At 42.4% G+C, this 21,075-nt stretch carries 19 protein-coding genes, 1 pseudogene and 1 riboswitch; of the genes and pseudogenes, 14 read left to right on the forward strand and 6 right to left on the reverse strand.

Going from position 1 to position 21,075, the window contains the following annotated elements; all coding sequences use genetic code 11:
• The first annotated feature begins 245 nt into the window (after window positions 1-245).
• Window positions 246-342: riboswitch (THF riboswitch) on the forward strand.
• Window positions 343-504: 162 nt separating this feature from the next.
• Genes folE through folK form a run of 4 tightly spaced genes read left to right on the forward strand, consistent with a single transcriptional unit; the run spans window position 505 to window position 3,237 of the window.
• Entirely contained in the window at window positions 505-1,062 is a 558-nt protein-coding gene (folE, locus tag BQ7344_RS03030; RefSeq protein WP_015542434.1) for a GTP cyclohydrolase I FolE, read from the forward strand.
• A gap of 11 nt (window positions 1,063-1,073) precedes the next feature.
• Window positions 1,074-1,553 carry an HD domain-containing protein gene (locus tag BQ7344_RS03035; protein ID WP_072523334.1) on the forward strand — a complete coding sequence of 160 codons (480 nt, stop codon included), beginning with the start codon at window positions 1,074-1,076 and terminating at the stop codon, window positions 1,551-1,553.
• A gap of 16 nt (window positions 1,554-1,569) precedes the next feature.
• Complete coding sequence (gene folP, locus BQ7344_RS03040; RefSeq protein ID WP_015542432.1) at window positions 1,570-2,385, forward strand: dihydropteroate synthase; 816 nt, start codon at window positions 1,570-1,572, stop codon at window positions 2,383-2,385.
• A 27-nt stretch (window positions 2,386-2,412) separates the two neighbouring features.
• On the forward strand, window positions 2,413-3,237 hold the full coding sequence (gene folK, locus BQ7344_RS03045; RefSeq protein ID WP_072521386.1) for a 2-amino-4-hydroxy-6-hydroxymethyldihydropteridine diphosphokinase: 825 nt from the start codon (window positions 2,413-2,415) through the stop codon (window positions 3,235-3,237).
• Between the two features lie 25 nt (window positions 3,238-3,262).
• Here the strand turns inward: folK and BQ7344_RS03050 are convergent, their stop codons facing one another.
• The gene (locus BQ7344_RS03050; RefSeq protein ID WP_072521387.1) at window positions 3,263-3,934 is read right to left on the reverse strand and encodes a YkgJ family cysteine cluster protein; all 672 of its coding nucleotides are present in this window, start codon (window positions 3,932-3,934) and stop codon (window positions 3,263-3,265) included.
• A 106-nt stretch (window positions 3,935-4,040) separates the two neighbouring features.
• Here BQ7344_RS03050 and BQ7344_RS03055 point away from each other — a divergent pair, with 106 nt between their 5' ends.
• Window positions 4,041-5,822 (forward strand): ABC transporter ATP-binding protein, encoded by a 1,782-nt coding sequence (locus BQ7344_RS03055; RefSeq protein ID WP_072521388.1) that lies wholly within the window; start codon window positions 4,041-4,043, stop codon window positions 5,820-5,822.
• Entirely contained in the window at window positions 5,819-7,582 is a 1,764-nt protein-coding gene (locus BQ7344_RS03060; RefSeq protein ID WP_072521389.1) for an ABC transporter ATP-binding protein, read from the forward strand. Before BQ7344_RS03055 ends, BQ7344_RS03060 begins: the two co-directional genes overlap by 4 nt.
• Window positions 7,583-7,684: 102 nt before the next feature.
• On the opposite strand, the gene BQ7344_RS03065 is transcribed toward BQ7344_RS03060, so the two are convergent.
• Window positions 7,685-8,110, reverse strand: coding sequence for a C-GCAxxG-C-C family protein (locus BQ7344_RS03065; protein ID WP_072521390.1), 426 nt, complete (start codon window positions 8,108-8,110; stop codon window positions 7,685-7,687).
• Between the two features lie 152 nt (window positions 8,111-8,262).
• Between BQ7344_RS03065 and BQ7344_RS03070 the strand changes: the two genes are divergently transcribed.
• The 3 genes from BQ7344_RS03070 (at window position 8,263) to BQ7344_RS03080 (ending at window position 12,253) form a co-directional block, all read left to right on the forward strand.
• Complete coding sequence (locus BQ7344_RS03070) at window positions 8,263-9,981, forward strand: putative bifunctional diguanylate cyclase/phosphodiesterase (protein WP_072521391.1); 1,719 nt, start codon at window positions 8,263-8,265, stop codon at window positions 9,979-9,981.
• 67 nt (window positions 9,982-10,048) lie between these two features.
• Window positions 10,049-10,921 (forward strand): phosphoribosylaminoimidazolesuccinocarboxamide synthase, encoded by an 873-nt coding sequence (locus BQ7344_RS03075; RefSeq protein WP_072521392.1) that lies wholly within the window; start codon window positions 10,049-10,051, stop codon window positions 10,919-10,921.
• A gap of 27 nt (window positions 10,922-10,948) precedes the next feature.
• On the forward strand, window positions 10,949-12,253 hold the full coding sequence (locus tag BQ7344_RS03080) for an HlyC/CorC family transporter (RefSeq protein WP_072521393.1): 1,305 nt from the start codon (window positions 10,949-10,951) through the stop codon (window positions 12,251-12,253).
• Window positions 12,254-12,399: 146 nt separating this feature from the next.
• On the opposite strand, the gene BQ7344_RS03085 is transcribed toward BQ7344_RS03080, so the two are convergent.
• Together BQ7344_RS03085 and BQ7344_RS03090 are read right to left on the reverse strand one after the other, a co-directional pair.
• Window positions 12,400-13,803, reverse strand: coding sequence for an AAA family ATPase (locus BQ7344_RS03085; protein ID WP_072521394.1), 1,404 nt, complete (start codon window positions 13,801-13,803; stop codon window positions 12,400-12,402).
• Window positions 13,804-13,850: 47 nt separating this feature from the next.
• Window positions 13,851-14,327, reverse strand: a complete 477-nt coding sequence (locus BQ7344_RS03090; protein ID WP_072521395.1) for a DNA-deoxyinosine glycosylase — start codon at window positions 14,325-14,327, stop codon at window positions 13,851-13,853.
• A 385-nt stretch (window positions 14,328-14,712) separates the two neighbouring features.
• Between BQ7344_RS03090 and BQ7344_RS03095 the strand changes: the two genes are divergently transcribed.
• The 3 genes and pseudogenes from BQ7344_RS03095 to BQ7344_RS16375 all read left to right on the forward strand — a co-directional run bounded on the left by BQ7344_RS03095 (window position 14,713) and on the right by BQ7344_RS16375 (window position 16,299).
• Window positions 14,713-15,234, forward strand: a complete 522-nt coding sequence (locus BQ7344_RS03095) for a DUF3786 domain-containing protein (RefSeq protein ID WP_072521396.1) — start codon at window positions 14,713-14,715, stop codon at window positions 15,232-15,234.
• Window positions 15,221-15,802, forward strand: a complete 582-nt coding sequence (locus BQ7344_RS03100; protein WP_072521397.1) for a TetR/AcrR family transcriptional regulator — start codon at window positions 15,221-15,223, stop codon at window positions 15,800-15,802. The genes BQ7344_RS03095 and BQ7344_RS03100 overlap by 14 nt, the downstream gene beginning before the upstream one ends.
• Window positions 15,799-16,299, forward strand: a pseudogene (locus tag BQ7344_RS16375) (DUF1638 domain-containing protein). The gene BQ7344_RS03100 and the pseudogene BQ7344_RS16375 overlap by 4 nt, the downstream one beginning before the upstream one ends.
• 49 nt (window positions 16,300-16,348) lie before the next feature.
• On the opposite strand, the gene rlmD reads toward BQ7344_RS16375, so the two are convergent.
• Together rlmD and BQ7344_RS03120 are read right to left on the reverse strand one after the other, a co-directional pair.
• On the reverse strand, window positions 16,349-17,674 hold the full coding sequence (rlmD, locus tag BQ7344_RS03115) for a 23S rRNA (uracil(1939)-C(5))-methyltransferase RlmD (RefSeq protein WP_072521399.1): 1,326 nt from the start codon (window positions 17,672-17,674) through the stop codon (window positions 16,349-16,351).
• A complete protein-coding gene (locus BQ7344_RS03120; protein ID WP_083585470.1) occupies window positions 17,675-18,616 on the reverse strand; it encodes a radical SAM protein in 942 nt (313 codons plus the stop codon).
• A gap of 218 nt (window positions 18,617-18,834) precedes the next feature.
• Here BQ7344_RS03120 and ilvB point away from each other — a divergent pair, with 218 nt between their 5' ends.
• Window positions 18,835-20,553, forward strand: coding sequence for a biosynthetic-type acetolactate synthase large subunit (ilvB, locus tag BQ7344_RS03125; RefSeq protein ID WP_072521400.1), 1,719 nt, complete (start codon window positions 18,835-18,837; stop codon window positions 20,551-20,553).
• 12 nt (window positions 20,554-20,565) lie between these two features.
• Window positions 20,566-21,075 (forward strand): acetolactate synthase small subunit, encoded by a 510-nt coding sequence (gene ilvN, locus BQ7344_RS03130; RefSeq protein ID WP_072521401.1) that lies wholly within the window; start codon window positions 20,566-20,568, stop codon window positions 21,073-21,075.

Below are 21,075 nucleotides of genomic sequence, written 5' to 3' on the forward strand. Positions count from 1 at the left end.
ATCGCGGATAAAATAAAAAAAGAGACAACGAGTGTGCGTATTTTCATGCACACAGTCGTTATCCCTGATTGATCCGTAATCTGTGAAATTTTTATCTGTTTCTTTGCTTTTCTTCTATAGATAGCTTTATGCTATCATATCTCTCATTTCACGTCAATAATTATTCAACCTGAATATTTTTTTCAACAAATTACCCCTTTTCTATCAAATACATCTATGCTATACTGTACGGGAAATGAATGATATGCAAAATAGGATCTTATGCGTCAAGTGTTCAGCGAATGGGGAGTTGTCGCCGAAACGAAAAGTCCGTCTTACGGTATAGGATCCGCACCCGTTGCGACAATATAAGAGGCTATCTCATATTGTGTAGGGATACGTTTTTCGACATACGTTCTATCACAATTGGAGATATCTTTTTTTGTTTTATTTTACAAATACATTGACAAAAAGCAGACAATCTCCACGATACACAATATCATTATAATAGGAGGTTGTTTTTTTATGGTAGACAAACAAAAAGTAGAACAGGCAATCCGACTTCTCCTTGAAGGAATCGGTGAAGATACAGAACGTGAAGGACTGAAAGATACCCCGGACCGCATTGCACGTATGTGCATGGAAATCTACGGTGGTCTGGATGAGGAAGCAGATCAGCACCTCGCCAAACAATTTAAAGTAGAAAATAACGAAATGGTCCTGGAAAAAGACATCACATTCTATTCCATGTGTGAGCATCATCTGATGCCATTTTACGGAAAAGCTCACATTGCTTACATACCCAACGGCAGAGTTACCGGGCTCAGCAAACTTGCCCGTACCGTAGATGTTTATGCAAGAAGGCCGCAGATTCAGGAGCGTCTGACTGTACAGATTGCCGATGCACTCGAGCGTGCGCTGAATCCCAGGGGCGTTATGGTCATGCTTGAAGCAGAACATACCTGTATGACGATGCGTGGCATCAAAAAACCGGGCAGCAAGACCATCACCACAGTAACACGAGGGGACTTTAAGACAGACCGTGAACTTCAGAAACAGTTTCTCTCTATGGTAAAAGACTGATGTCTGCTGATATGACAAGAGTTCAGGCCATCTGGCAGCATCCGCTTTATCAAAAACACCTGACTGCGCTTACCCGGCTGGAGGCTGACCGCATTTTCTGTCGCCACACCCCGGAGCATTTTCTTGATGTGGCAAGACTGACTTACATTTTTGCGCTGGAGCGAAATCTTGACTGTTCCCGTGAGCTGATCTACTGCACTGCCCTTCTCCATGACATTGGCCGTGCCGAGCAGTACACAAATGGTATTCCGCACGATGAGGCAGGTGTCTCTATAGCAGGACAGATTTTATCTGATCTGAACTTTACAGAAGAGGAAAAAAGCCAGATCCTGAATGCCATTGGAGAACATCGTTCCTCTAACGAAAATCTCCCGGTACTCAGCCGGCTTATTTATGAAGCAGACAAAAAATCACGTAATTGTTTCCTGTGTCCTGCTGAGAAAGAATGCTACTGGGCTCCTGAGAAAAAAAATATGACGATTCAATATTAAAAGGAGAATCTTTAAAATGAAAATTGGAAATCGTGAATTTGACGTAAAAAACAGAACCTATATTATGGGAATCCTGAATGTCACACCGGATTCTTTCTCTGATGGCGGTAAATGGGACTCTATGGATCATGCTCTGAAGCATGCTGAGACAATGATTGCCGAGGGTGCTGATATTCTGGATGTCGGCGGAGAATCCACCCGACCGGGACATACTCCGGTAAGCGCCGAAGAAGAGGCGGCCCGTGTCGTTCCGATCATTGAGGCGCTTCGCAAACATTTTGATGTTCCGATTTCTGTAGATACATATAAAGGAAGTGTTGCTGACGTTGCCGTACAGGCAGGCGCTGATCTTGTCAATGATGTATGGGGACTGAAATATGATCCGAAAATGGCAGGTGTAATAGCCAAACACGATGTAGCCTGCTGCCTGATGCACAACAAGGCCAACACAGAATACAACAATTTTCTCACCGACATGCTTACCGAAACGCAGGAATGCGTAAATATCGCGCGCAAGGCAGGCATCAAAGATGAACGTATTATTCTTGACCCGGGTGTAGGATTTGGAAAAACATATGAAATGAACCTTGAAACCATGAACCATCTGGAGCTTTTTCAGCATCTCGGATTCCCGGTACTTCTCGGCACTTCCCGTAAATCCATGATCGGTCTTACACTCGATCTCCCAGTTGACCAGCGTGTCGAGGGAACAATTGCCACTTCTGTCATTGGAGTTATGAAAGGCTGTGCTTTTGTACGTGTTCATGATGTAAAAGAAAACAGACGTGCTGTACTGATGACCGAAGCGATTCTCGGCAGAAACATCAAATAAAGAGATAATTAAAAGGATTAAAAATAAATGGATATTATTGAGATTAAAAACCTTGAGATTTTTGCTAACCACGGAGTTTTTCCGGAGGAAAATGTACTCGGTCAGAAATTCGTCGTATCAGCCAAACTTTATACCAGTACACGTAAAGCCGGTCTGACAGATGAGCTGACTGCTTCGATTCACTATGGAGAAGTCAGCCAGATGATCACAAAGTTCACCAAAGAGCATACCTACAAGCTTCTGGAAACTCTTGCTGAAAACCTCTGTCAGATGCTTTTGCATGAATTTCCACTGATGAATGCAATTACTCTGCGTATTGAAAAGCCATGGGCACCGGTCGGACTTCCACTGGATACAGTTGCAGTAGAAATCACGCGTGGATGGCACACCGCTTATGTTGCTTTTGGTTCTAACCTCGGAGATAAAAAGAAATATATCGATGATGGCATTCAGGGCCTTCGGAACACTCCCGACTGTGAAGTCGAGGCCGTATCAGAATATCTTGTCACAGAACCCTATGGAGGTGTAGAACAGGATGAATTTCTCAATGGTGTGCTCCGTCTCCGCACGCTTCTGACTCCAGAAGAACTGCTTGACCGTCTTCACGAACTGGAGGCTGCCGCCAACAGAGAACGCATCATCCACTGGGGGCCTCGTACCCTTGATCTGGACATTCTGTTTTATGACAATGAAATCATTGATACCCCGAATCTCCATATTCCTCATATTGATATGGAAAACCGCGATTTTGTGCTGAAACCGCTGGATGAGATTGCTCCGTATTACCGCCATCCGGTTCTGAACAAAACCATCCATCAGCTTCTTAATGAGCTTCTTTCAAAAAGCAATTAAAAATGTCAAAACTTCTGAGTCCCGGTCATACACCAAGACTCAGAAGTTTTTTTGCTTCTTCAAGACGTTCATAAAACTGTTCGTAGAAATCTTTTTTCTCATCGTACTCTTTATAATAGAAGCGACTGAGTACATACATATTCAGATTCTTAATAAGATCTGCATCTTCTGTCTGATAAAAAACCTCCTGCACATCAAGAAGAAACTGATGCCACTCCCATATAAATTTTTCATATTGTTTCAAATTCGGTGTATCTAGCCATTTTTTTACTTTGATCTTTGAACGGTTTTTCTTCGTACATTCATGGATCTGCAAAATATATTTAAACCCCTCTTCCGAATAATATCTTCCGAGTGGGAACAAACGGCAGAATCCCGGACGAATTGCATGGACCACGCATCTTCCTTCTTCGTTTAGAAATACACAACGTTCTTCTGCTCCTTTCATTGCAAGATGCGGAAGAATGTTTCCATCCGAAATTCCAAGTTCCAGCACATTACCAATCAGATCTTCGGGAGTTCTCTGAAGTCCCCGGCTCAATCGGCAGACATCATAGGGGTCCAGAAGCACAGAATCCCCCATCCCCTTACAGCAGTCGCAGCAGCCTTTACAGTCCTGACAGTCCGCTTTTACCATATCATTTGCATCATATAATTTTCCATCTGAAATTTCTTCCAGCGTTACTTCACGTCGCATAGATTTTCCTCTTTCTTCCTATACTGTTCCTATATTACTTGCATGACTTATGATACAGGACTATAATAGTGCTTGTCAATCATCAAGAAAAACGGAGGAACAGAAAATGCGATCTCTCGCAATCTATCTAAAAAACTATAAGAAAGAAAGCATTCTTGCACCTTTCTTCAAATTTCTGGAAGTTGTGTTCGATCTGCTTGTTCCGGTAGTAATTGCCCAGATCATTGATGTGGGTATCACAGGAAATGACCGTTTATACATCATTGAACGATTTTTTATCCTTGTGCTTATGGCAGCCGCCGGACTTACAGTCAGTATCACTGCCCAGTTTTTTGCAGCGAAAGCCAGTGTAGGATTTGCCACAGAACTGAGGCAGGCTGTTTATGACCATATTCAGAAGCTTTCCTATACAGAACTTGATACTCTGGGAACCGATACACTGATCACCCGTCTCACCGACGATATCAACCAGGTACAGAATGGCGTAAACATGGGACTTCGCCTTCTTCTTCGAAGTCCTTTTATTGTGCTTGGTTCCATGGTCATGGCATTCACGATCAATACTCGCTGTGCCCTGATTTTTGCTGTTGCCATTCCGGTACTTTTCCTTGTGGTATTTGTTATCATGTATCTCAGCATCCCACTTTTTGGTAAGGTACAGAGACGCCTTGATACAGTTACCGGTCTCACCAGAGAAAACCTGACCGGTGTACGTGTCATTCGTGCTTTCTGCCGTGAAGAAGAAGCAGTCCGTGAATTTGACGAGAGCAATACCGCACTTACAAAATTAAATGAATTTGTCGGAAAGCTTTCCGCTCTCCTCAATCCGGTCACCTATGTGCTCATCAACATTGCTACCGTTATCCTGATCAATAATGCAGGACTTCAGGTAAACTTAGGTAACATGCAGCAGGGTGAAGTTGTTGCGCTTTACAATTACATGGCACAAATGATCATTGAGCTCATCAAACTTGCATCTCTGATCATTACTCTGAACAAATCTGCCGCATGTGCAAACCGTGTTGCCGACATCCTTAAAGTAAAAACTTCCATGGATTATCCGGATAACACCGCTTCTGCTTCCGCAGCCGCTGAAAATGCCGTAGAATTTCAGGATGTTACCTTTGCCTATGCAGGCACAGGCGCACCAAGTCTTTCTGATATCTGCTTTTCTGTAAAGAAAGGCCAGACTGTCGGAATCATCGGTGGTACCGGCAGTGGTAAATCCACTCTCGTCAACCTGATCGCACGTTTTTACGATGCCACAAAGGGAACGATTATGATAAATGGGCAGGATATCCGAACCTACAGCCAGCATGATCTTCGTGAAAAAATCGGTGTTGTACCGCAACGTGCAGCACTTTTTAAGGGGACGATCCGCGAAAATATGAAATGGGGGCGCGAAGATGCAACCGATGAAGAAATCTGGGATGCACTGACCACTGCCCAGGCACGTGAAATCGTTGAGGGAAAAGACGGTCAGCTTAATTTCAAGCTGGAACAGAATGGACGAAATCTTTCCGGAGGTCAGCGTCAGCGACTGACAATTGCCCGTGCTGTCGTTAAGAAACCTGAATTTCTGATCCTTGATGACAGTGCAAGCGCACTTGACTTTGCCACAGATGCCGCACTTCGTAAATCTCTTCATCAGTTAAGCGGAAATATTACCACTTTCCTCGTCTCACAGCGTGCCGCAAGTATCCGTCAGGCCGATCTGATCCTTGTTCTGAATGACGGTGAACTTGTCGGCAAGGGCATTCATGATGACCTGATCCGTACCTGTGACATTTACCGTGAGATCTATTTCTCCCAGTTTCCGGAAGAACGGGCGAAATATACTTCATCAAATACTGCCGTATCCGGTGGAACTATGGAGGTGGTATCATGAACAAAACAACAAATGATACAGCAAATGCAAGCAGTATGGAGACTCTCTGGAAAGTACTCCGTTTCATCGGAAAATACCGTTTTCTCCTGATCTTAAGCATTATTCTGGCAGCTGTATCCGTTATTCTTCAATTATACGTGCCGGTACTTTTTGGTAACGCGATCGATCAGGTCGTTGCCGAACACGACGTAAACTTCAGTATGATGTGGTACTATCTGACAAGAATTCTTGTCATGGTCATCATCTCCAGTGTCGCTACCTGGATCATGAACATCATCAACAACCGCATGACTTTCCGTACAGTACAGGATATCCGCGCAAAAGCGATCCGTCAGATTCAGGTACTGCCGCTCTCCTATCTGGACAGCCACAGCACCGGTGACATCATCAGCCGTATCATCGCCGATACCGATATCCTTTCCGATGGTCTTCTTCTCGGATTTACACAGTTGTTTTCCGGAATTGTAACCATCATCGGAACTCTGATCTTTATGTTTTCCAAAAACATCCGGATCACCCTGATGGTCATTATCCTCACCCCGGTCAGTTTCTTTGTAGCAAGATTCATTTCTTCCCGCTCTTTCCATATGTTCCGGAAACAGAGCGATGCACGTGGCCGTCAGACAGCCCTTATTGAAGAAATGATCGGTAACCAGAAGATCGTACAGGCTTTTGGGTATGAAGATAAATCTTCCGCACGTTTTGCAGAAATTAACAATGAGTTGAAAGAATACAGCCAAAAAGCCGTCTTCTACAGCAGTCTGACCAATCCGTCCACCCGTTTCGTAAACAATGTTATTTACGCAGGTGTTGCACTTGTCGGTGCATTTATGATTCCGGGCGGTGCACTTACTGTCGGCGGTCTCTCTGTATTGCTTTCCTACGCAAACCAGTACATGAAACCGTTCAACGACATCAGTTCTGTTATCACAGAACTTCAGAACGCACTTGCATGTGCGACCAGAATCTTTGCACTTCTTGAAGAATCTCCGGAAAGTGCAGATCCGAAAGAAGCCCTTACTGATGCAAAAGGCGAGGTCAAGATTGATCATGTCAGCTTCCGCTATGTTACTGATAAAAAGCTGATAGAAAACTTCAATCTCCATGCAGAACCGGGCAAACGTATCGCGATCGTCGGTCCGACCGGCTGTGGAAAGACCACCTTTATCAACCTGCTGATGCGTTTCTACGATGTGACCGGTGGCACCATTTCCATTGACGGACACCCGATCAATGAAATTTCCCGCCACTCCCTGAGGAGCAGTTTCGGTATGGTACTTCAGGATACATGGATCAAGAACGGAACTGTCCGTGACAATATTAATATCGGAAAACCTGATGCTACCGATGGAGAGATCATTGAAGCAGCAAAACGTTCCCACAGTTGGGAATTTATCCGCCGACTTCCAAATGGGCTGGATTCTCAGTTAAAAGAGGACAGCTTAAGCCAGGGCGAAAAACAGCTTCTCTGTATCACACGTGTTATGCTGTGTCTGCCGCCTATGCTGATTCTGGACGAAGCGACCTCAAGCATCGATACCAGAACAGAGCTTATGGTCCAGGAGGCATTTGACCGTCTTATGGAAGGACGTACCAGTTTTATCGTTGCACATCGTCTCTCCACAATCCGCAATGCCGATGAAATTCTTGTTATGAAAGACGGAAGTATCATCGAACAGGGTTCTCATGACAACCTTATGGCAAAAGGCGGATTCTACCAGAATCTGTACAACAGTCAGTTCGTAAAAGTATCTGAATAATTTTATATATTACAAAACCCGTCAGAGCAGTTGGTTTTATGCCATCCGCCCCGACGGGTTTTCTTTTTGGGTTTTATTTATTTGACTGAAGGACTACTGTCGTCATTCTTCTTTATTTTTCTGTGCAGCCAGATATTCTTCTGTGAGTGCTACTGCATCACGGATACAGTCCGGACAACTTCTGAGGACTTTACCTGTCTCTACGCCTTTTAATTCTTTACAGAGATATGAGCCGTTCTGCTCTTTAAATTTTGCAGCATACTCTCTGACTTTTTTGTAGGTATCGCCTTTCGTCATTTTTCCTTTTTCCGGATTGCCCACACTGTTCTGCAGACCAATGATCATCATCATTCCGGAAAGTGCGCCGCACACCTCCATCATTCCCATGCCAAGTCCGAATCCTTCTGCAATACGGAACATCTCTTCCTCGTCCACTCCGAATTCTTTACAGAATGAACATGCAACTGCCTGTGCACAATTGTATCCTTTGTCATGAAATGTGATTGCCTGTTCTGCTTTTGTACTCATTTTGATTCCTTCTTTCTATCGTTTTCGTTTTCTTTCGGATTTATTCGATATTACTATATCAGAATTATTACAATTTATCCACCATTCTGTTGAATATACTCTCATATAATGGTATAATTATTCTTAATATTAGAGTAAAAGGGCGTATTTTTATGAGTATAACAAATGTGCTGTACAGCCGCTCAGAGTTTCTCGAGAACGTAAACGATTTCCTTAAAAGCCATGCACTGTCTGACTGGTGTATCATATCTATTGATATTGAACGATTCAAATTATTTAATAACTGGTACGGTCAGGAAGCCGGAGATATCCTGCTTACCAATATCAGTCAGTATCTGCTTCGTATTCAGCAGATGAAAGGCTATCTCGCCGGTTATTTTGGGGGAGATCATTTCTTCATGTGTATTCCGGACGATGACCAGCTTATCAACCTGATTTATAAAACGATCCGGAGCTATATCGGCATCCACAGCCAGAACGAGGGATTTCTGCCTATCATTGGCATCTATTCTATCCCTGATGATCGTCCGGATGTTGCAACGATGTGCAACAATGCACAGCTCGCAGGTTCTGATATAAAAGGCAATTTTAATAAACGTATTTCTTATTTCACTGATGAAATCATAAATCAGCTCGAAAAGGAACAGCAGATGATCCACGATGTAACAGTCGGTCTGGAAAATAAAGAATTCACCTTTTATCTCCAACCAAAATGCAACAGCGAAACAGGTGCTATCGTCAGTATGGAGGCACTCTCTCGCTGGATCAGTCCGGTTCGTGGTTTTGTTGCCCCCGGTGAGTTCATCCCGTTTCTTGAAAATAACGGCATGATCACTTCACTTGATACATATATCTGGGATGCCGTGTGCCAGACGCTTTCCTACTGGAAACATGATCACCTTTATGTTGTTCCTATTTCAATCAATGTATCTGTTACTGATATCGAAACGATCAATGTTCCTGAATACCTGCAGGATCTCATCACAAAATACGACCTTTCTCCTGAGATGCTGCTTGTTGAAATTACAGAGACGGCCTTTTCAGAAAACAATATCATTGTAAGAGAAACCATCGATCAGCTTCATCAACACGGTTTCTGCGTTCTGATGGATGATTTCGGAAGTGGCTACTCTTCTCTTAACATGTTAAAAGACACAAATGTTGATATTTTGAAACTTGATATGAAGTTCATCGAAATGAATCCGGAAAACTGCCAAAGGGGAATTCAGATCATCGATTCTATTGTCAATATGGCACATAAACTCAACCTGCCGATTATTGCAGAAGGTGTAGAAAGCCCTGAACAGATTAAAATGCTGCGTTCTATGAATTGTATCTATGCGCAGGGATATTATTTCTACAAACCAATGCCGATCAGCGATGCAGAGGATCTTCTAACCACAGTTCCTCACGAGAAGTACCATCACGTATGCAAACAGGATCCGGCTGATTCTCGAAATACCGCGGATGCGTTTCATGAAGCATCAGTTACGCATTCTATTTTCAAGATTCTTGCAGAAAATTCACTTGTTCTCGCCAGATTAAATCTGAATAACGGTGAATACGAAATTTTAAAAAGAGATTACCGGCTCCATGGATGTGGACTTGAAATGGAACATGATTTTGAATCATACAACCGTCGCATATTAAATGAAAAGCTGATCCATCCGGATGATGAAGAGCGGTATCGCGCCAGAATCACATTGTCCTCATTGCATGATTTCTTTTTTGACGGCAAAAAACAGCTCAGCTATCAATTTTGCCGTCAGTTGAATAATGAATATACTCACACTGTTATGGATTTTTTTGCAGGCAACCGGTGTGATGTACAAAATCCATGGATTGTTGTACTTATTCGAGAAATATCTTGACAGTGCACAGTGAAAAGTGCTATTTTTACTGTAAAATTTTAAAAATCATATGACGAGGTGCAAAGACATGCAGGAATTAAAACCAATTAAAGAAGGTAAAGTACGTGAGATCTATGATAACGGAGACAGTCTGATCATGGTAGCTACTGATCGTATCAGTTGTTTCGATGTTATCCTGAACAATGAAGTGACCAAGAAAGGAACAGTACTGACACAGATGTCCAAGTTCTGGTTCGACCTGACCGAAGACATTCTGCCTAATCACATGATTTCTGTTGATGTAAAAGACATGCCGGAATTTTTCCAGCAGGAAAAATATGCTGGAAAATCCATGATGTGCCGCAAGCTGAACATGCTTCCGATCGAGTGCATCGTTCGTGGCTATATCACAGGCAGCGGCTGGAAAAGCTATCAGGAAAACGGTACCGTATGCGGCATCACACTTCCTGAAGGTTTAAAAGAATCTGACAAGCTTCCGGAGCCAATTTACACCCCGTCAACAAAAGCCGAGATCGGTGACCACGATGAGAACATTTCTTTCGAACAGAGTATAGATCATCTTGAGAAATATTTCCCGGGCAGAGGTCAGGAACTCGCAGAAAAACTGCGCGACAATACCATTGCCCTCTATAAAAAATGTGCAGAATACGCACTGAGCAAAGGTATCATCATTGCTGACACCAAATTCGAGTTCGGTCTGGATGAAGACGGAAATATGGTAATCGGTGATGAAATGCTGACACCGGACAGCTCCCGTTTCTGGCCTGCAGACGGTTACGAACCTGGACATGGACAGCCATCTTTCGACAAGCAGTTTGCACGTGACTGGCTGACCTCTAATCCGGGAAATGACTGGACACTTCCACAGGAAATCGTGGATAAAACCATCGAAAAATACCTGCAGGCATACAAAATGCTTACCGGCAAAGATCTTGACTAATATATATTAAAGGAGTGAATTTTACGAGTGGACGCAAGTGACACTTACCAGTTGATTATCCTGATCATACTACTGGCATTATCTGCATTTTTTTCATCAAATGAGACTGCACTTATGGCAGTCAATAAAATCCGGCTTCGTACGCTTGCCGATGAAGGCAATAAAAGAGCAGCCAAAGTTCTGGACATTGTCGAGAACCATACTTCCAAAATGCTCAGTGCCATACTGATTGGAAATAACCTTGTTAATATCACCGCTTCCTCTCTTGCCACCTCACTGGCATACAGCTTTGGCGGCTACATGATAAGTATCGCCACAGCTGCATTAACGGTGGCAATCCTTATTTTCGGTGAAATTACACCAAAGAATTACGCTACATTAAACGCAGAAAAAATTACATTACGTTATATTCCGGTTCTCAGCTTTTTCATGACGATTATGACTCCGTTCATCTTCATCATCGATTTGTTTTCAAGAATCTTTATGAAGCTTCTGCGAGTGGATTCGGATGCAGCCAATAAAGCCATGACCGAAGAAGAGCTTCGTACGATTGTTGATGTCAGTCATGAGGACGGTGTCATCGAATCTGATGAGAAAAAAATGATCTACAATGTGTTTGATCTCGGGGATGCCGATGCAAAAGACATCATGGTTCCACGTGTCAACGTCACATTTGCCGATGTAAATTCGACTTATGAAGAACTGATTGATATTTTCCGCGAAGACCGTTTTACCCGTCTGCCTGTATACGAAGACACACAGGACAATATCGTCGGAATCATTAATATGAAGGATCTCCTTCTCTATGATCCCGATGAACGATTTGATATCCGCAGTTTTCTCCGCAAACCTCATTTCACATATGAGTACAAAGACATTTCCGAACTTCTTGTAGAGATGCGTGAATCCACTTTCAATATTGCCATTGTTCTTGACGAGTACGGTGAAATGACAGGACTCATTACTCTGGAAGATATTCTGGAGGAGATTGTCGGTGAGATACATGATGAATACGATGAAAATGAAAATGAACTGATCAAAAAACTTTCTGATCGCGAATATGTCATTGAAGGATCTATGAGTCTTGATGATGTTAATGACCATCTTGGAACACATCTTGAATCAGAAGACTATGATTCACTTGGCGGTCTTGTGATTGAACATCTGGATCGTCTGCCCGTCGCAGGAGATCAGGTAATCACCTCTGACGGTATCCGCCTTGTCGTTGACAAGCTTGATAAAAACCGTATCGAAAATGTACGTGTATTTCTTCCTGAAAAGGGACCTGATGAACCCCAAGTAAACGATTCTGATGTATCTGCAGAATCTTAAATGATCTAGTTGAATCTGATCTTCACATGCAATAATCTCTTCATAATTCTTATAAAGATCACAATTATCTTCAAAAAGGAAAAATAATTTGCGCAATAAAAGACTGTACTGAATATAAACTGTACAGTCTTTTTCTAATACTTATTTTATTCTGCAATCGTTTTCACGGTTTCCTTTTTGCTGAACTGTAACAGATCCAGCAGGACTTCATATACTGCTTCATTCCCTTTTACAATGATTGCAAATTCTTCTCTTGCCTCATTCAGGCGGTGAAAAAGCGTGCGTACCGCAGTCGGTTTCTGATGCTTCTGTCTCTGTTCACGCAGATAGCCTTTCTCATCGTAATAGTAACGTTCATCTATTATAAAAACGAGTTGATTTTGATAGCCTTTCAGAAGAATGCCTGCTTCTTCGTCATCATTTGCATACACCACCTGAATATGCGGATAATAACGTACCATTCTTTTTTCAGGTAAATGCATCATATTTTGAATGAAAGATGAAAGTTCTGCATTTGTACGGATACGGTTTGTCAGATGAAAGCTCTGAATATCCGGCAGATGCTCGATTTCACGGAGCATGGTCCTGTCCATTTCTTCATCTGAAATCATATCTTCATCGTCACCGGAAAAGATTACCGGATGCTTCTCGCTCAGCTCCAGTATCCTATGGAGTTCCTTCACCGAAAGTAAATGCGCCTCATCTACCAGAATTGCACTGTATTCCTTAAGATCCGGACATTCTTCAAGCTGGCTGTCCGATAAAAATGCGATCCGTAACAATCTGTCGTGCAAGATTTTCCATTCTTTTCCGGTTTCTCCACAGTGGATCATACATACCTTCTGATGTACCGAAAGCTTCATTGCTATGTCATAAAGCAATAACGTTTTCCCTGTTCCCGGCAGACCACTGAACCAGAAGTAACCGTACTTGACTTTTCGTATTTTATCCAATATTCTCCGCTCAATATCCTTCTGCTGCGAAGTCAGAAAATATTCTTTATTCAGAAATCTTTCCGGCTCGGTCACTGGTGAAAACAGATACATTTCTGCCTGAAAAAGATCTTCGATATCTCCCTCATAATCTTTGCCGTGTCTCTGTAAGGCAAGACACAGCTGATCCCAGTCTGCCTCAACAATATGATCATGATTGTTCAGTCGTACCAGACGTTCCTGGCTGCTGATATATGTATAAGACTGAATCATTTTCCCCTGCACAGACAGATAATATCGATTCTGTAAAAGCTGTTTGCGTACTGCCTCGTCTGAGACTTTTCCACTTTTTAATTCAATATTTACAATCTGATCGTCTTTTATCTGCAGAAGGTCAAATTCCTTGCCAAGTCTCGGGACCTGAAACGAATAAAAAAAACGCAACGCATGTACATCCTGCATATGCACCTCCAGCTCTCGTACCAGCGCTTTCATACTTTCCAGTTCCCATTCCCGCATTTTCAGGAAATATGTTCTTCCCGATAACTGCCGCTCCAGTTTCTGCAGGCACTCAATATTCTGATTTCTTGTAATCGTATAAATTGAAATAGACTTCATTTCCTTCCACCTGCTCCGACATCTCGTTTTACTCTCTTATTCTATGCTTACTCTTTGATCTCTGCCCATGCTTCTTTCAGCCGATCCAGTGAATATCCTGCATTGGCAGGACTTGTAGACGGCAGTTTATGTGCTTTGATTCCGTTTACCGGATAAATGTATTTGCAGTACAGCTCATAAGCCTTGCCACCGTTAGTATAAATAGTCTGTATATCTGCAATCTTAAGAATTTCCGACAGATCGTTCGGTATCACGTCTCGGATGCTGGCATCAGACGAGCCTTCGATTTCACAGCTTTTGATTACATCCCAGACTGCAATGTGATTTGCAAGCAGCATTGCTTTCTTTTCTTCTATTGTATGTGGAACTTCACATCCCAGGATTCCGGCAAGTACCTTCCAGAAACGGTTCTGTTTATGTCCGTAGAAAAACTGCTGTTCCCTGGACTTTACCGATGGAAAACTCCCCAGAACCAGGATTCTGGAGTTTGCATCATAGACCGGTGGAATTGTGTGTTTTATCATGGTGATCCTCCTTTCCACTAAATAGCAACTCATGTAGCGCTAAACAATCACTATATATCTCAATCTCATATCAACACCTCCAGATTTCTTCTCCTTCAGCATCATAGACAGCAATGCTGTGCACCACCTTGACAAATACTTAAAGTCGAATGTATGTTCTTTATTATTTTAGCATATACGCAGTAATTATTCCAGTGCCAAAATTATATTCAAAAGGCTTTCGTTAAATATCCATAATGGCAAGTTTTGATTAGTCTGTTTCTTCTATTATCAATTTGCTTTTTCAAAGTCGCTGCTTTCTTATCTTTCATACAAAAACATATTGACTCTATAGACCGATTAGTCTATTTTATAAATAGCTTATATAACATTCTTGGAGGAGTATATGATAGATATGATTTCTAATTATGAAAAAGCAAAAATTTCTATGGCACGCGTTTTCCTGCAATATGATCAGGCTGCAATGATACATAAATATTCATTAGAATACGATTCTGGCTGGTTATATATTACTTTATGTTATTCAAAAGATGGTTGCCATCTGGCTAATGAATTTGTAAACATAAACAGTCTTTCTACAATCATGGCTGGAAATCTTTCCCAGAACAGCGGATTTTTTAAGAATACCGCTGACTTTTTTAACGGAAAAACCGTTGAATTACGTAATGCCTGTGTAGCTCTTTCCGGAAAGGAACTGGGAAAAGGAGATGTTGCTTTCGAATTAAAACTTTTTCCTTTTTTGCCGATTATCATTCGTTTCTGGGAGGCTGATGACGAATTCCCGGCAAGTATTCAAATTCTTACAGACAGGAATACTTTAGATTACATGCATTATGAAACGCTTATGTTTGCACTTACACATCTGTTTTCCAGACTGAAGGAGGAAATGCAAAATGAAGAAAGGTGAAGAATCCAGACAACGCCTAATCGAATGTGCTGCTGAATTATTTTGGAAAAATGGGTATTCTGCCACTGGAATCAGCGAAATTCTAAAACAAACAGGCCTTCCAAAAGGATCTTTTTATTTTTATTTCAAAAGCAAGGATGATCTGGCAACAGCAGTGACGGAATACTATCAAAAAATCTTACTGGAACAATTTCGAAGCAGTTCTCAGGGAAATGACTGGGAAAGTTTTATAGAAGAAATCTTCGATTATTTATTCGGAAGGGCAACTGGACAGACATTTGCAGGCTGCCCATATGCGGTGATGGGCATGGAAACAGCCCTTAGCAAGCCAGCGGTTGCATCTGTATTTATGGAAGGACTAAAAAAATTCGAACAGATTTTTCAGGAAGTATTGTTATACTCCGGATTGTCTCCAGATCATGCAAAGATTCTTTCTCAGCGTATGCTTTCCATCTATCAGGGATATCTTCTTCTTGGACGAATCAACAACAATACTTCCTTTTTGAAAAATGCAAGAAAAAATATGCTTGAAATGTATCGAGAATACCGATCATATCATGAAATCTGAATGGAGCCCTCAAAAATGAAGGGGCACATTCTTCAAGCCCTCTCCAGTCTGCCGTCAGATGTGGATACTATTTTTGTAGCTATGGGTTCTGCGGCGGATCATGGCAGGATGTGTCCTGCTCTAAAACCCTGGTGATTCCCAGAGTTGCTGACTGTGTTGCACTTACACTAACCACACCAGAACAATATGCCCTGGATCTGAAAGAACCAGGGCATATGTACCTGTTCAGAAATTGAGAAAATGGATTTTCTGTTCAGGCCATTTATGAAAGTCTTCTGAAGGAATATGATAAAGAAATGGCAGATATTGTCAACATGTATTTTGAGTATTATTACTATCTGGATATTATTGACAATGGTCTGTACAACTGCTATGACTTGAATTATATGGAACGTGCACAGGCAGATGCCGACAGGATTCATGCCGAACTGGATTTTGTACCTGGAAGTAATATTCTTCTGGAAAAGCTGAACGGAAACAATCATGAAAAACAATAAACTTTTTACCAGCCTTGCCAAAATTCTAGAATACTCTACTTTTCGGCACTTATTTATCTTTTCTTGACAGCAAACAGACTGTCTCGCAATGTTCGGTCGCGGGGAACATATCAAACGGTACTGCTGTGACTGCACGATAGCCGTGTTTGGTAAGGTATTTGAGGTCACGGGCAAGTGTTGTCGGCTCGCAGGAAACGTACACGATCCGTTTCGGACGTAACGTCACTACAGAGGATAAAAACTTCTCGTCACTTCCGCTGCGTGGCGGATCCATGAATACAACATCCACACTTTCGCCTTCATTTGCCATCTGGCGCATAAACACACTTACATCATTACGGTAGAATCGCACATTTTTGATTCCGTTTCGTTTTGCATTGACAATTGCGTCTTTGACTGCATCCGGATTCAGTTCCACACTGACGACCTCTTTTGCCTTGTCGCTGGCAATCAGACCGATCGTACCGATTCCACAGTATGCATCGATCACCCGTTCTTTTCCTGTCAGTCCGGCAAGCTCGATTGCTTTTGCATAAAGCTTCTCTGTCTGAACCGGATTGACCTGATAAAAAGATTTTGAAGAAATGCGAAAGGTATGTCCACAAAGCTCATCTTCAATGTACCCTTTACCGTACAGTACGGTTTCTTTTTCGCCAAGAACCATACTTGTCTTCTGATCATTGACATTCAAAATAATCGTCGTAATCTCCGGATGAAGTTTACGAAGTGCTTTTACAAAATTGTTTTTGGATGGCAGAATCGGGGAGCCAAGTACAAGAACCACCATCACCTGTCCACTGTGATAACCGGTGCGTACCAGCACATGGCGAAACAATCCGTATCCGGTGTCCTCATTATAGGTCTTTATCTTAAATGATTTCAGAAGTCCGCGAATATCGCAGATAATCGCATCTGCTCTCTTATCTTCAATCAGACATTCATCAACGGGTACGATAAAATGCGTTCCCTGTTGGTATGTTCCTGAAATCACGGTACCGTCCTTTCGATGGCCGAATACAGCATGTACTTTGTTTCTGTAATGGAACGGATCCTCCATTCTGATGATCTTCTCTGTCTTGCAATATGGCTGAAGAAGTTTACTTACATGATTCTGTTTCTTTTTCAGTTGCTTCTCATAAGGCATATCCAGAAGCTGACATCCGCCACATTTTCCATGCACCGGACAGAGTGATTTTTCAGTCTTCTTTGAAGCCACTTTTTTAGGCTCGCATTTTTCGTCTGTTGTCTTCTGTTGCTTTTTCACCGATTCTTTATAAGTTTTCTTTATCATATATGTGTTGTTTTTTGTCTTCTTTTCTTCACTCTTAAAATCTCGTTTCTGTCCAAATTTCTTCGTTAGTTTCTTCTCAGCCATTTATACTCCCTCTCCATCAAATTCCGGTATAAAACTTTCTTTTGCCGTTTCACCTTCCTGAATAAAACCATTATTCAATCCCAGCGAAATTGCATAATCAATCAGTCTCTCATATTCTCTGTCTGTTACTTTTCGTGATAACTGCGGATCATCTTTCATCGCCGGCATCGGTGTGTATTGGTTCATCATGCTTATATAAATTTTGTCTCCATAAGTTTTATACAGATACTTTAATACATTTTTTGAATTTTTTACATGTCCCGGCAATAACAGATGTCGAACGATCACACCTCGCTTCATCATCCCGCGGCTGTCAAATTCTGGCATTCCCGTCTGCCGAACCATCTCCTCCAGTGCCAGCTTCGCCACCTGCGGATAATCCTTCGCATGAGAATACTTCCCTGCAAGTTCTGGATCCATATACTTAAAATCCGGCAGATAAATATCCACCAGGCCATCGAGCATGTTAAGCATCTCTGTTTTCTCATAGCCACTGCTGTTATATACGACCGGGATATGCAGTCCCCGTGCCTTTGCTCTTTTCAGCGCTTCCGCCACCTGTGGCAGAAACTGTCCTGCCGTCACCAGATTAATATTATTTGCCTTCTGTTCCTGCAGATTCAAAAAAATGTCCACAAGGTGTTCGATCGTAATCTGCTTCCCGCTCTGTCCTCTTGATATGCGTCTGTTCTGGCAAAATCCGCATCCCAGCGAACAGCCTGAAAAAAACACAGCTCCCGATCCTTCTTTTCCGGAAATGCAGGGTTCCTCCCACATATGAAGAGCAGCCCTTGCAACCATCACTTTTGCATCTACGCCACAGAATCCTTTCTTTCCTTTCAGCCGGTTCACGTCACACTCTCTCGGACAGAGCCTGCAGGCTTCCATCAAATGCAGGATCATATCTGTTTCGTTCATCTGATCTTTATCTCCAAATATCATTTTTGTGCGTCCTGATACTACCCATTCTATCCACAGTAGTCACACTTTTTTCTATTCTATCAGAAATTGTGAACATTGACAAATATAGTCTCTTATTTTATAATTATCTCCATAGTTGTACCGCGGATTTTCGGTCCTGAGTGTTTTATATGCTTGGGATTTTTTTATAGACTTTAAAGCGAATTTATCCGCTTTATTGTATAGAAGGAGGTAGTCTATTGAGACAGATTTCAGGAAATAAATTACTGGTAAAAGCCTTAAAAGAAGAAGGCGTAACCACCTTATTCGGTTACCCGGGCGCATGCACCATCGATATCAGTGATGAACTATATCGCCAGAGTGGCATTGACATCATCCTGCCGCGTCATGAACAGGCACTTGTCCATGAGGCAGATGCTTACGCAAGAACTACAGGAAAGGTCGGTGTCTGTCTGGTAACCAGCGGCCCGGGAGCTACCAATCTCGTCACCGGACTTGCTACAGCAAACTATGACAGCGTGCCACTTGTCTGCTTCACCGGACAGGTTGCACGTCATCTGATCGGAAATGATGCTTTTCAGGAAGTTGACATTGTCGGCATTACACGTAGCATTACAAAATACGGAGTCACTGTCCGCAACCGTGAAGATCTCGGCCGCATCATTAAAGAAGCTTTTTATATCGCAAGAACCGGCCGCCCCGGTCCTGTCCTGATCGACCTTCCAAAAGATGTCATGGCAGAACTCGGCAGTGCAGAATATCCAAAGAACGTCAATATCCGTGGTTATAAACCAAATACCAGCGTACATATGGGACAGCTAAAGAAAGCTCTGAAGATGCTTCAAAAAGCAAAAAAGCCTCTGTTCCTCGCCGGCGGTGGTGTTAACATTGCCAATGCAAATGAGATTTTTACCTCCGTTGTAGAAAAAACTCAGATTCCGGTTGTTACAACCGTTATGGGCCGCGGTGCTATCTCCACGAAACATCCTCTCTTTATCGGAAATCTCGGCATGCATGGTGCTTATGCTGCAAATATGGCTGTTACCAACTGTGATCTTCTTTTTTCCATCGGTACACGTTTTAACGATCGTATCACCGGTAAACTCCACGAGTTTGCCCCGAATGCCCAGATCGTTCATATCGATATCGACACAGCATCTATTTCCAGAAATATCCATGTAGATGTCCCAATCGTTGCCGATGCTAAAGAAGCCATCACAAAAATGGCTGAATATGTTACTGAATGTAATACGAAAAAATGGCGTGCGGAAATCGATGCATGGAAAAACGAACATCCGCTTACTATGAAGAACCGTCCGCTGATGGGACCTCTGGATATTTTCGCTGAGATCAATAAACAGTTTGACAAAGCGATCATCGTAACCGATGTCGGACAGCATCAGATGTTGACCTCCCAGTTCGTAGATATCACTGAGAACCGTAAACTTGTCATGTCCGGCGGACTCGGAACCATGGGATACGGACTTCCGGGAGCAATCGGTGCACAGATTGGTAATCCGGGTACTCCTGTCATCTCCATTTCCGGTGATGGCGGTATGCAGATGAACATTCAGGAACTGGCAACTGCTGTTCTTGAAGAATTGCCGATTATCAACTGCATCTTCAATAATACTTACCTTGGTATGGTACGTCAGTGGCAGAAACTTTTCTACGGAAAACGTTACTCCATGACTAACTTAAGATCCGGTGCACTTTCCCGCCGAACAGACGGACAGGAATATCCAAAATATACTCCGGATTTTATCAAGCTTGCTGAAAGTTATGGTGCAAAGGGAATCCGCGTAACTTCACGTGAAGAAATTGCAGCTGCATTTGAAGAAGCGCGTACAAGCACAAAGGTACCTACCGTGATCGAATTTATCATTGATCCGGAAGAAATGGTTTATCCGATGGTCAAACCAGGCGGAACACTGGCTGATCTGATTATGGATTGTTAGGAGGAATCAAAAATGGATAAAGGAATGAAAACTAGATGGATCTCTCTTTACGTTGAAAATCAGGTCGGTGTACTTTCCAAAATCTCCGGACTTTTTTCCGGGAAGTCCTATAACCTGGACAGTCTTACTGTAGGTACTACAGAAGATCCGACCGTCTCCAGAATGACGATTGCAACCGTCAGCGATGATGAAACATTTGAGCAGATCAAAAAACAGCTCAACCGCATGGTAGAAGTCATTAAAGTCATCGACTTCACTGATGTATTTGTCCGCATGAAAGAAATTTTATATGTAAAAGTACGGAAATGTTCTCCTGCTGATAAAGTAGAATTGTTTCAGATTGCAGAAACCTTCAAAGCCAGAGTCATTGACTATGGCAAAGACAGTCTGCTTCTCGAATTTATACAGACGGCAACCAAAAATGACGCAGTTGTTAAACTGATCAAAGAAGAATTCAAAAATATAGAAGTGGTACGCGGAGGCAGTGTGGGTATCGAATCCATTAGTATGATGGAACGCTGA

The sequence above is a fragment of the Blautia sp. Marseille-P3087 genome (assembly GCF_900120195.1).
Classification (GTDB): Bacteria; Bacillota; Clostridia; order Lachnospirales; family Lachnospiraceae; genus Blautia_A.

Excerpts from the sequence above, each read along its gene's own strand:
- folE (WP_015542434.1), top strand. The coding sequence starts at position 505 with ATGGTAGACAAACAAAAAGTAGAACAGGCAATCCGACTTCTCCTTGAA.
- BQ7344_RS03035 (WP_072523334.1), top strand. The coding sequence starts at position 1,074 with ATGACAAGAGTTCAGGCCATCTGGCAGCATCCGCTTTATCAAAAACAC.
- folP (WP_015542432.1), top strand. The coding sequence starts at position 1,570 with ATGAAAATTGGAAATCGTGAATTTGACGTAAAAAACAGAACCTATATT.
- folK (WP_072521386.1), top strand. The coding sequence starts at position 2,413 with ATGGATATTATTGAGATTAAAAACCTTGAGATTTTTGCTAACCACGGA.
- BQ7344_RS03050 (WP_072521387.1), bottom strand. The coding sequence starts at position 3,934 with ATGCGACGTGAAGTAACGCTGGAAGAAATTTCAGATGGAAAATTATAT.
- BQ7344_RS03055 (WP_072521388.1), top strand. The coding sequence starts at position 4,041 with ATGCGATCTCTCGCAATCTATCTAAAAAACTATAAGAAAGAAAGCATT.
- BQ7344_RS03060 (WP_072521389.1), top strand. The coding sequence starts at position 5,819 with ATGAACAAAACAACAAATGATACAGCAAATGCAAGCAGTATGGAGACT.
- BQ7344_RS03065 (WP_072521390.1), bottom strand. The coding sequence starts at position 8,110 with ATGAGTACAAAAGCAGAACAGGCAATCACATTTCATGACAAAGGATAC.
- BQ7344_RS03070 (WP_072521391.1), top strand. The coding sequence starts at position 8,263 with ATGAGTATAACAAATGTGCTGTACAGCCGCTCAGAGTTTCTCGAGAAC.
- BQ7344_RS03075 (WP_072521392.1), top strand. The coding sequence starts at position 10,049 with ATGCAGGAATTAAAACCAATTAAAGAAGGTAAAGTACGTGAGATCTAT.
- BQ7344_RS03085 (WP_072521394.1), bottom strand. The coding sequence starts at position 13,803 with ATGAAGTCTATTTCAATTTATACGATTACAAGAAATCAGAATATTGAG.
- BQ7344_RS03090 (WP_072521395.1), bottom strand. The coding sequence starts at position 14,327 with ATGATAAAACACACAATTCCACCGGTCTATGATGCAAACTCCAGAATC.
- BQ7344_RS03095 (WP_072521396.1), top strand. The coding sequence starts at position 14,713 with ATGATAGATATGATTTCTAATTATGAAAAAGCAAAAATTTCTATGGCA.
- BQ7344_RS03100 (WP_072521397.1), top strand. The coding sequence starts at position 15,221 with ATGAAGAAAGGTGAAGAATCCAGACAACGCCTAATCGAATGTGCTGCT.
- rlmD (WP_072521399.1), bottom strand. The coding sequence starts at position 17,674 with ATGGCTGAGAAGAAACTAACGAAGAAATTTGGACAGAAACGAGATTTT.
- BQ7344_RS03120 (WP_083585470.1), bottom strand. The coding sequence starts at position 18,616 with ATGATATTTGGAGATAAAGATCAGATGAACGAAACAGATATGATCCTG.
- ilvN (WP_072521401.1), top strand. The coding sequence starts at position 20,566 with ATGGATAAAGGAATGAAAACTAGATGGATCTCTCTTTACGTTGAAAAT.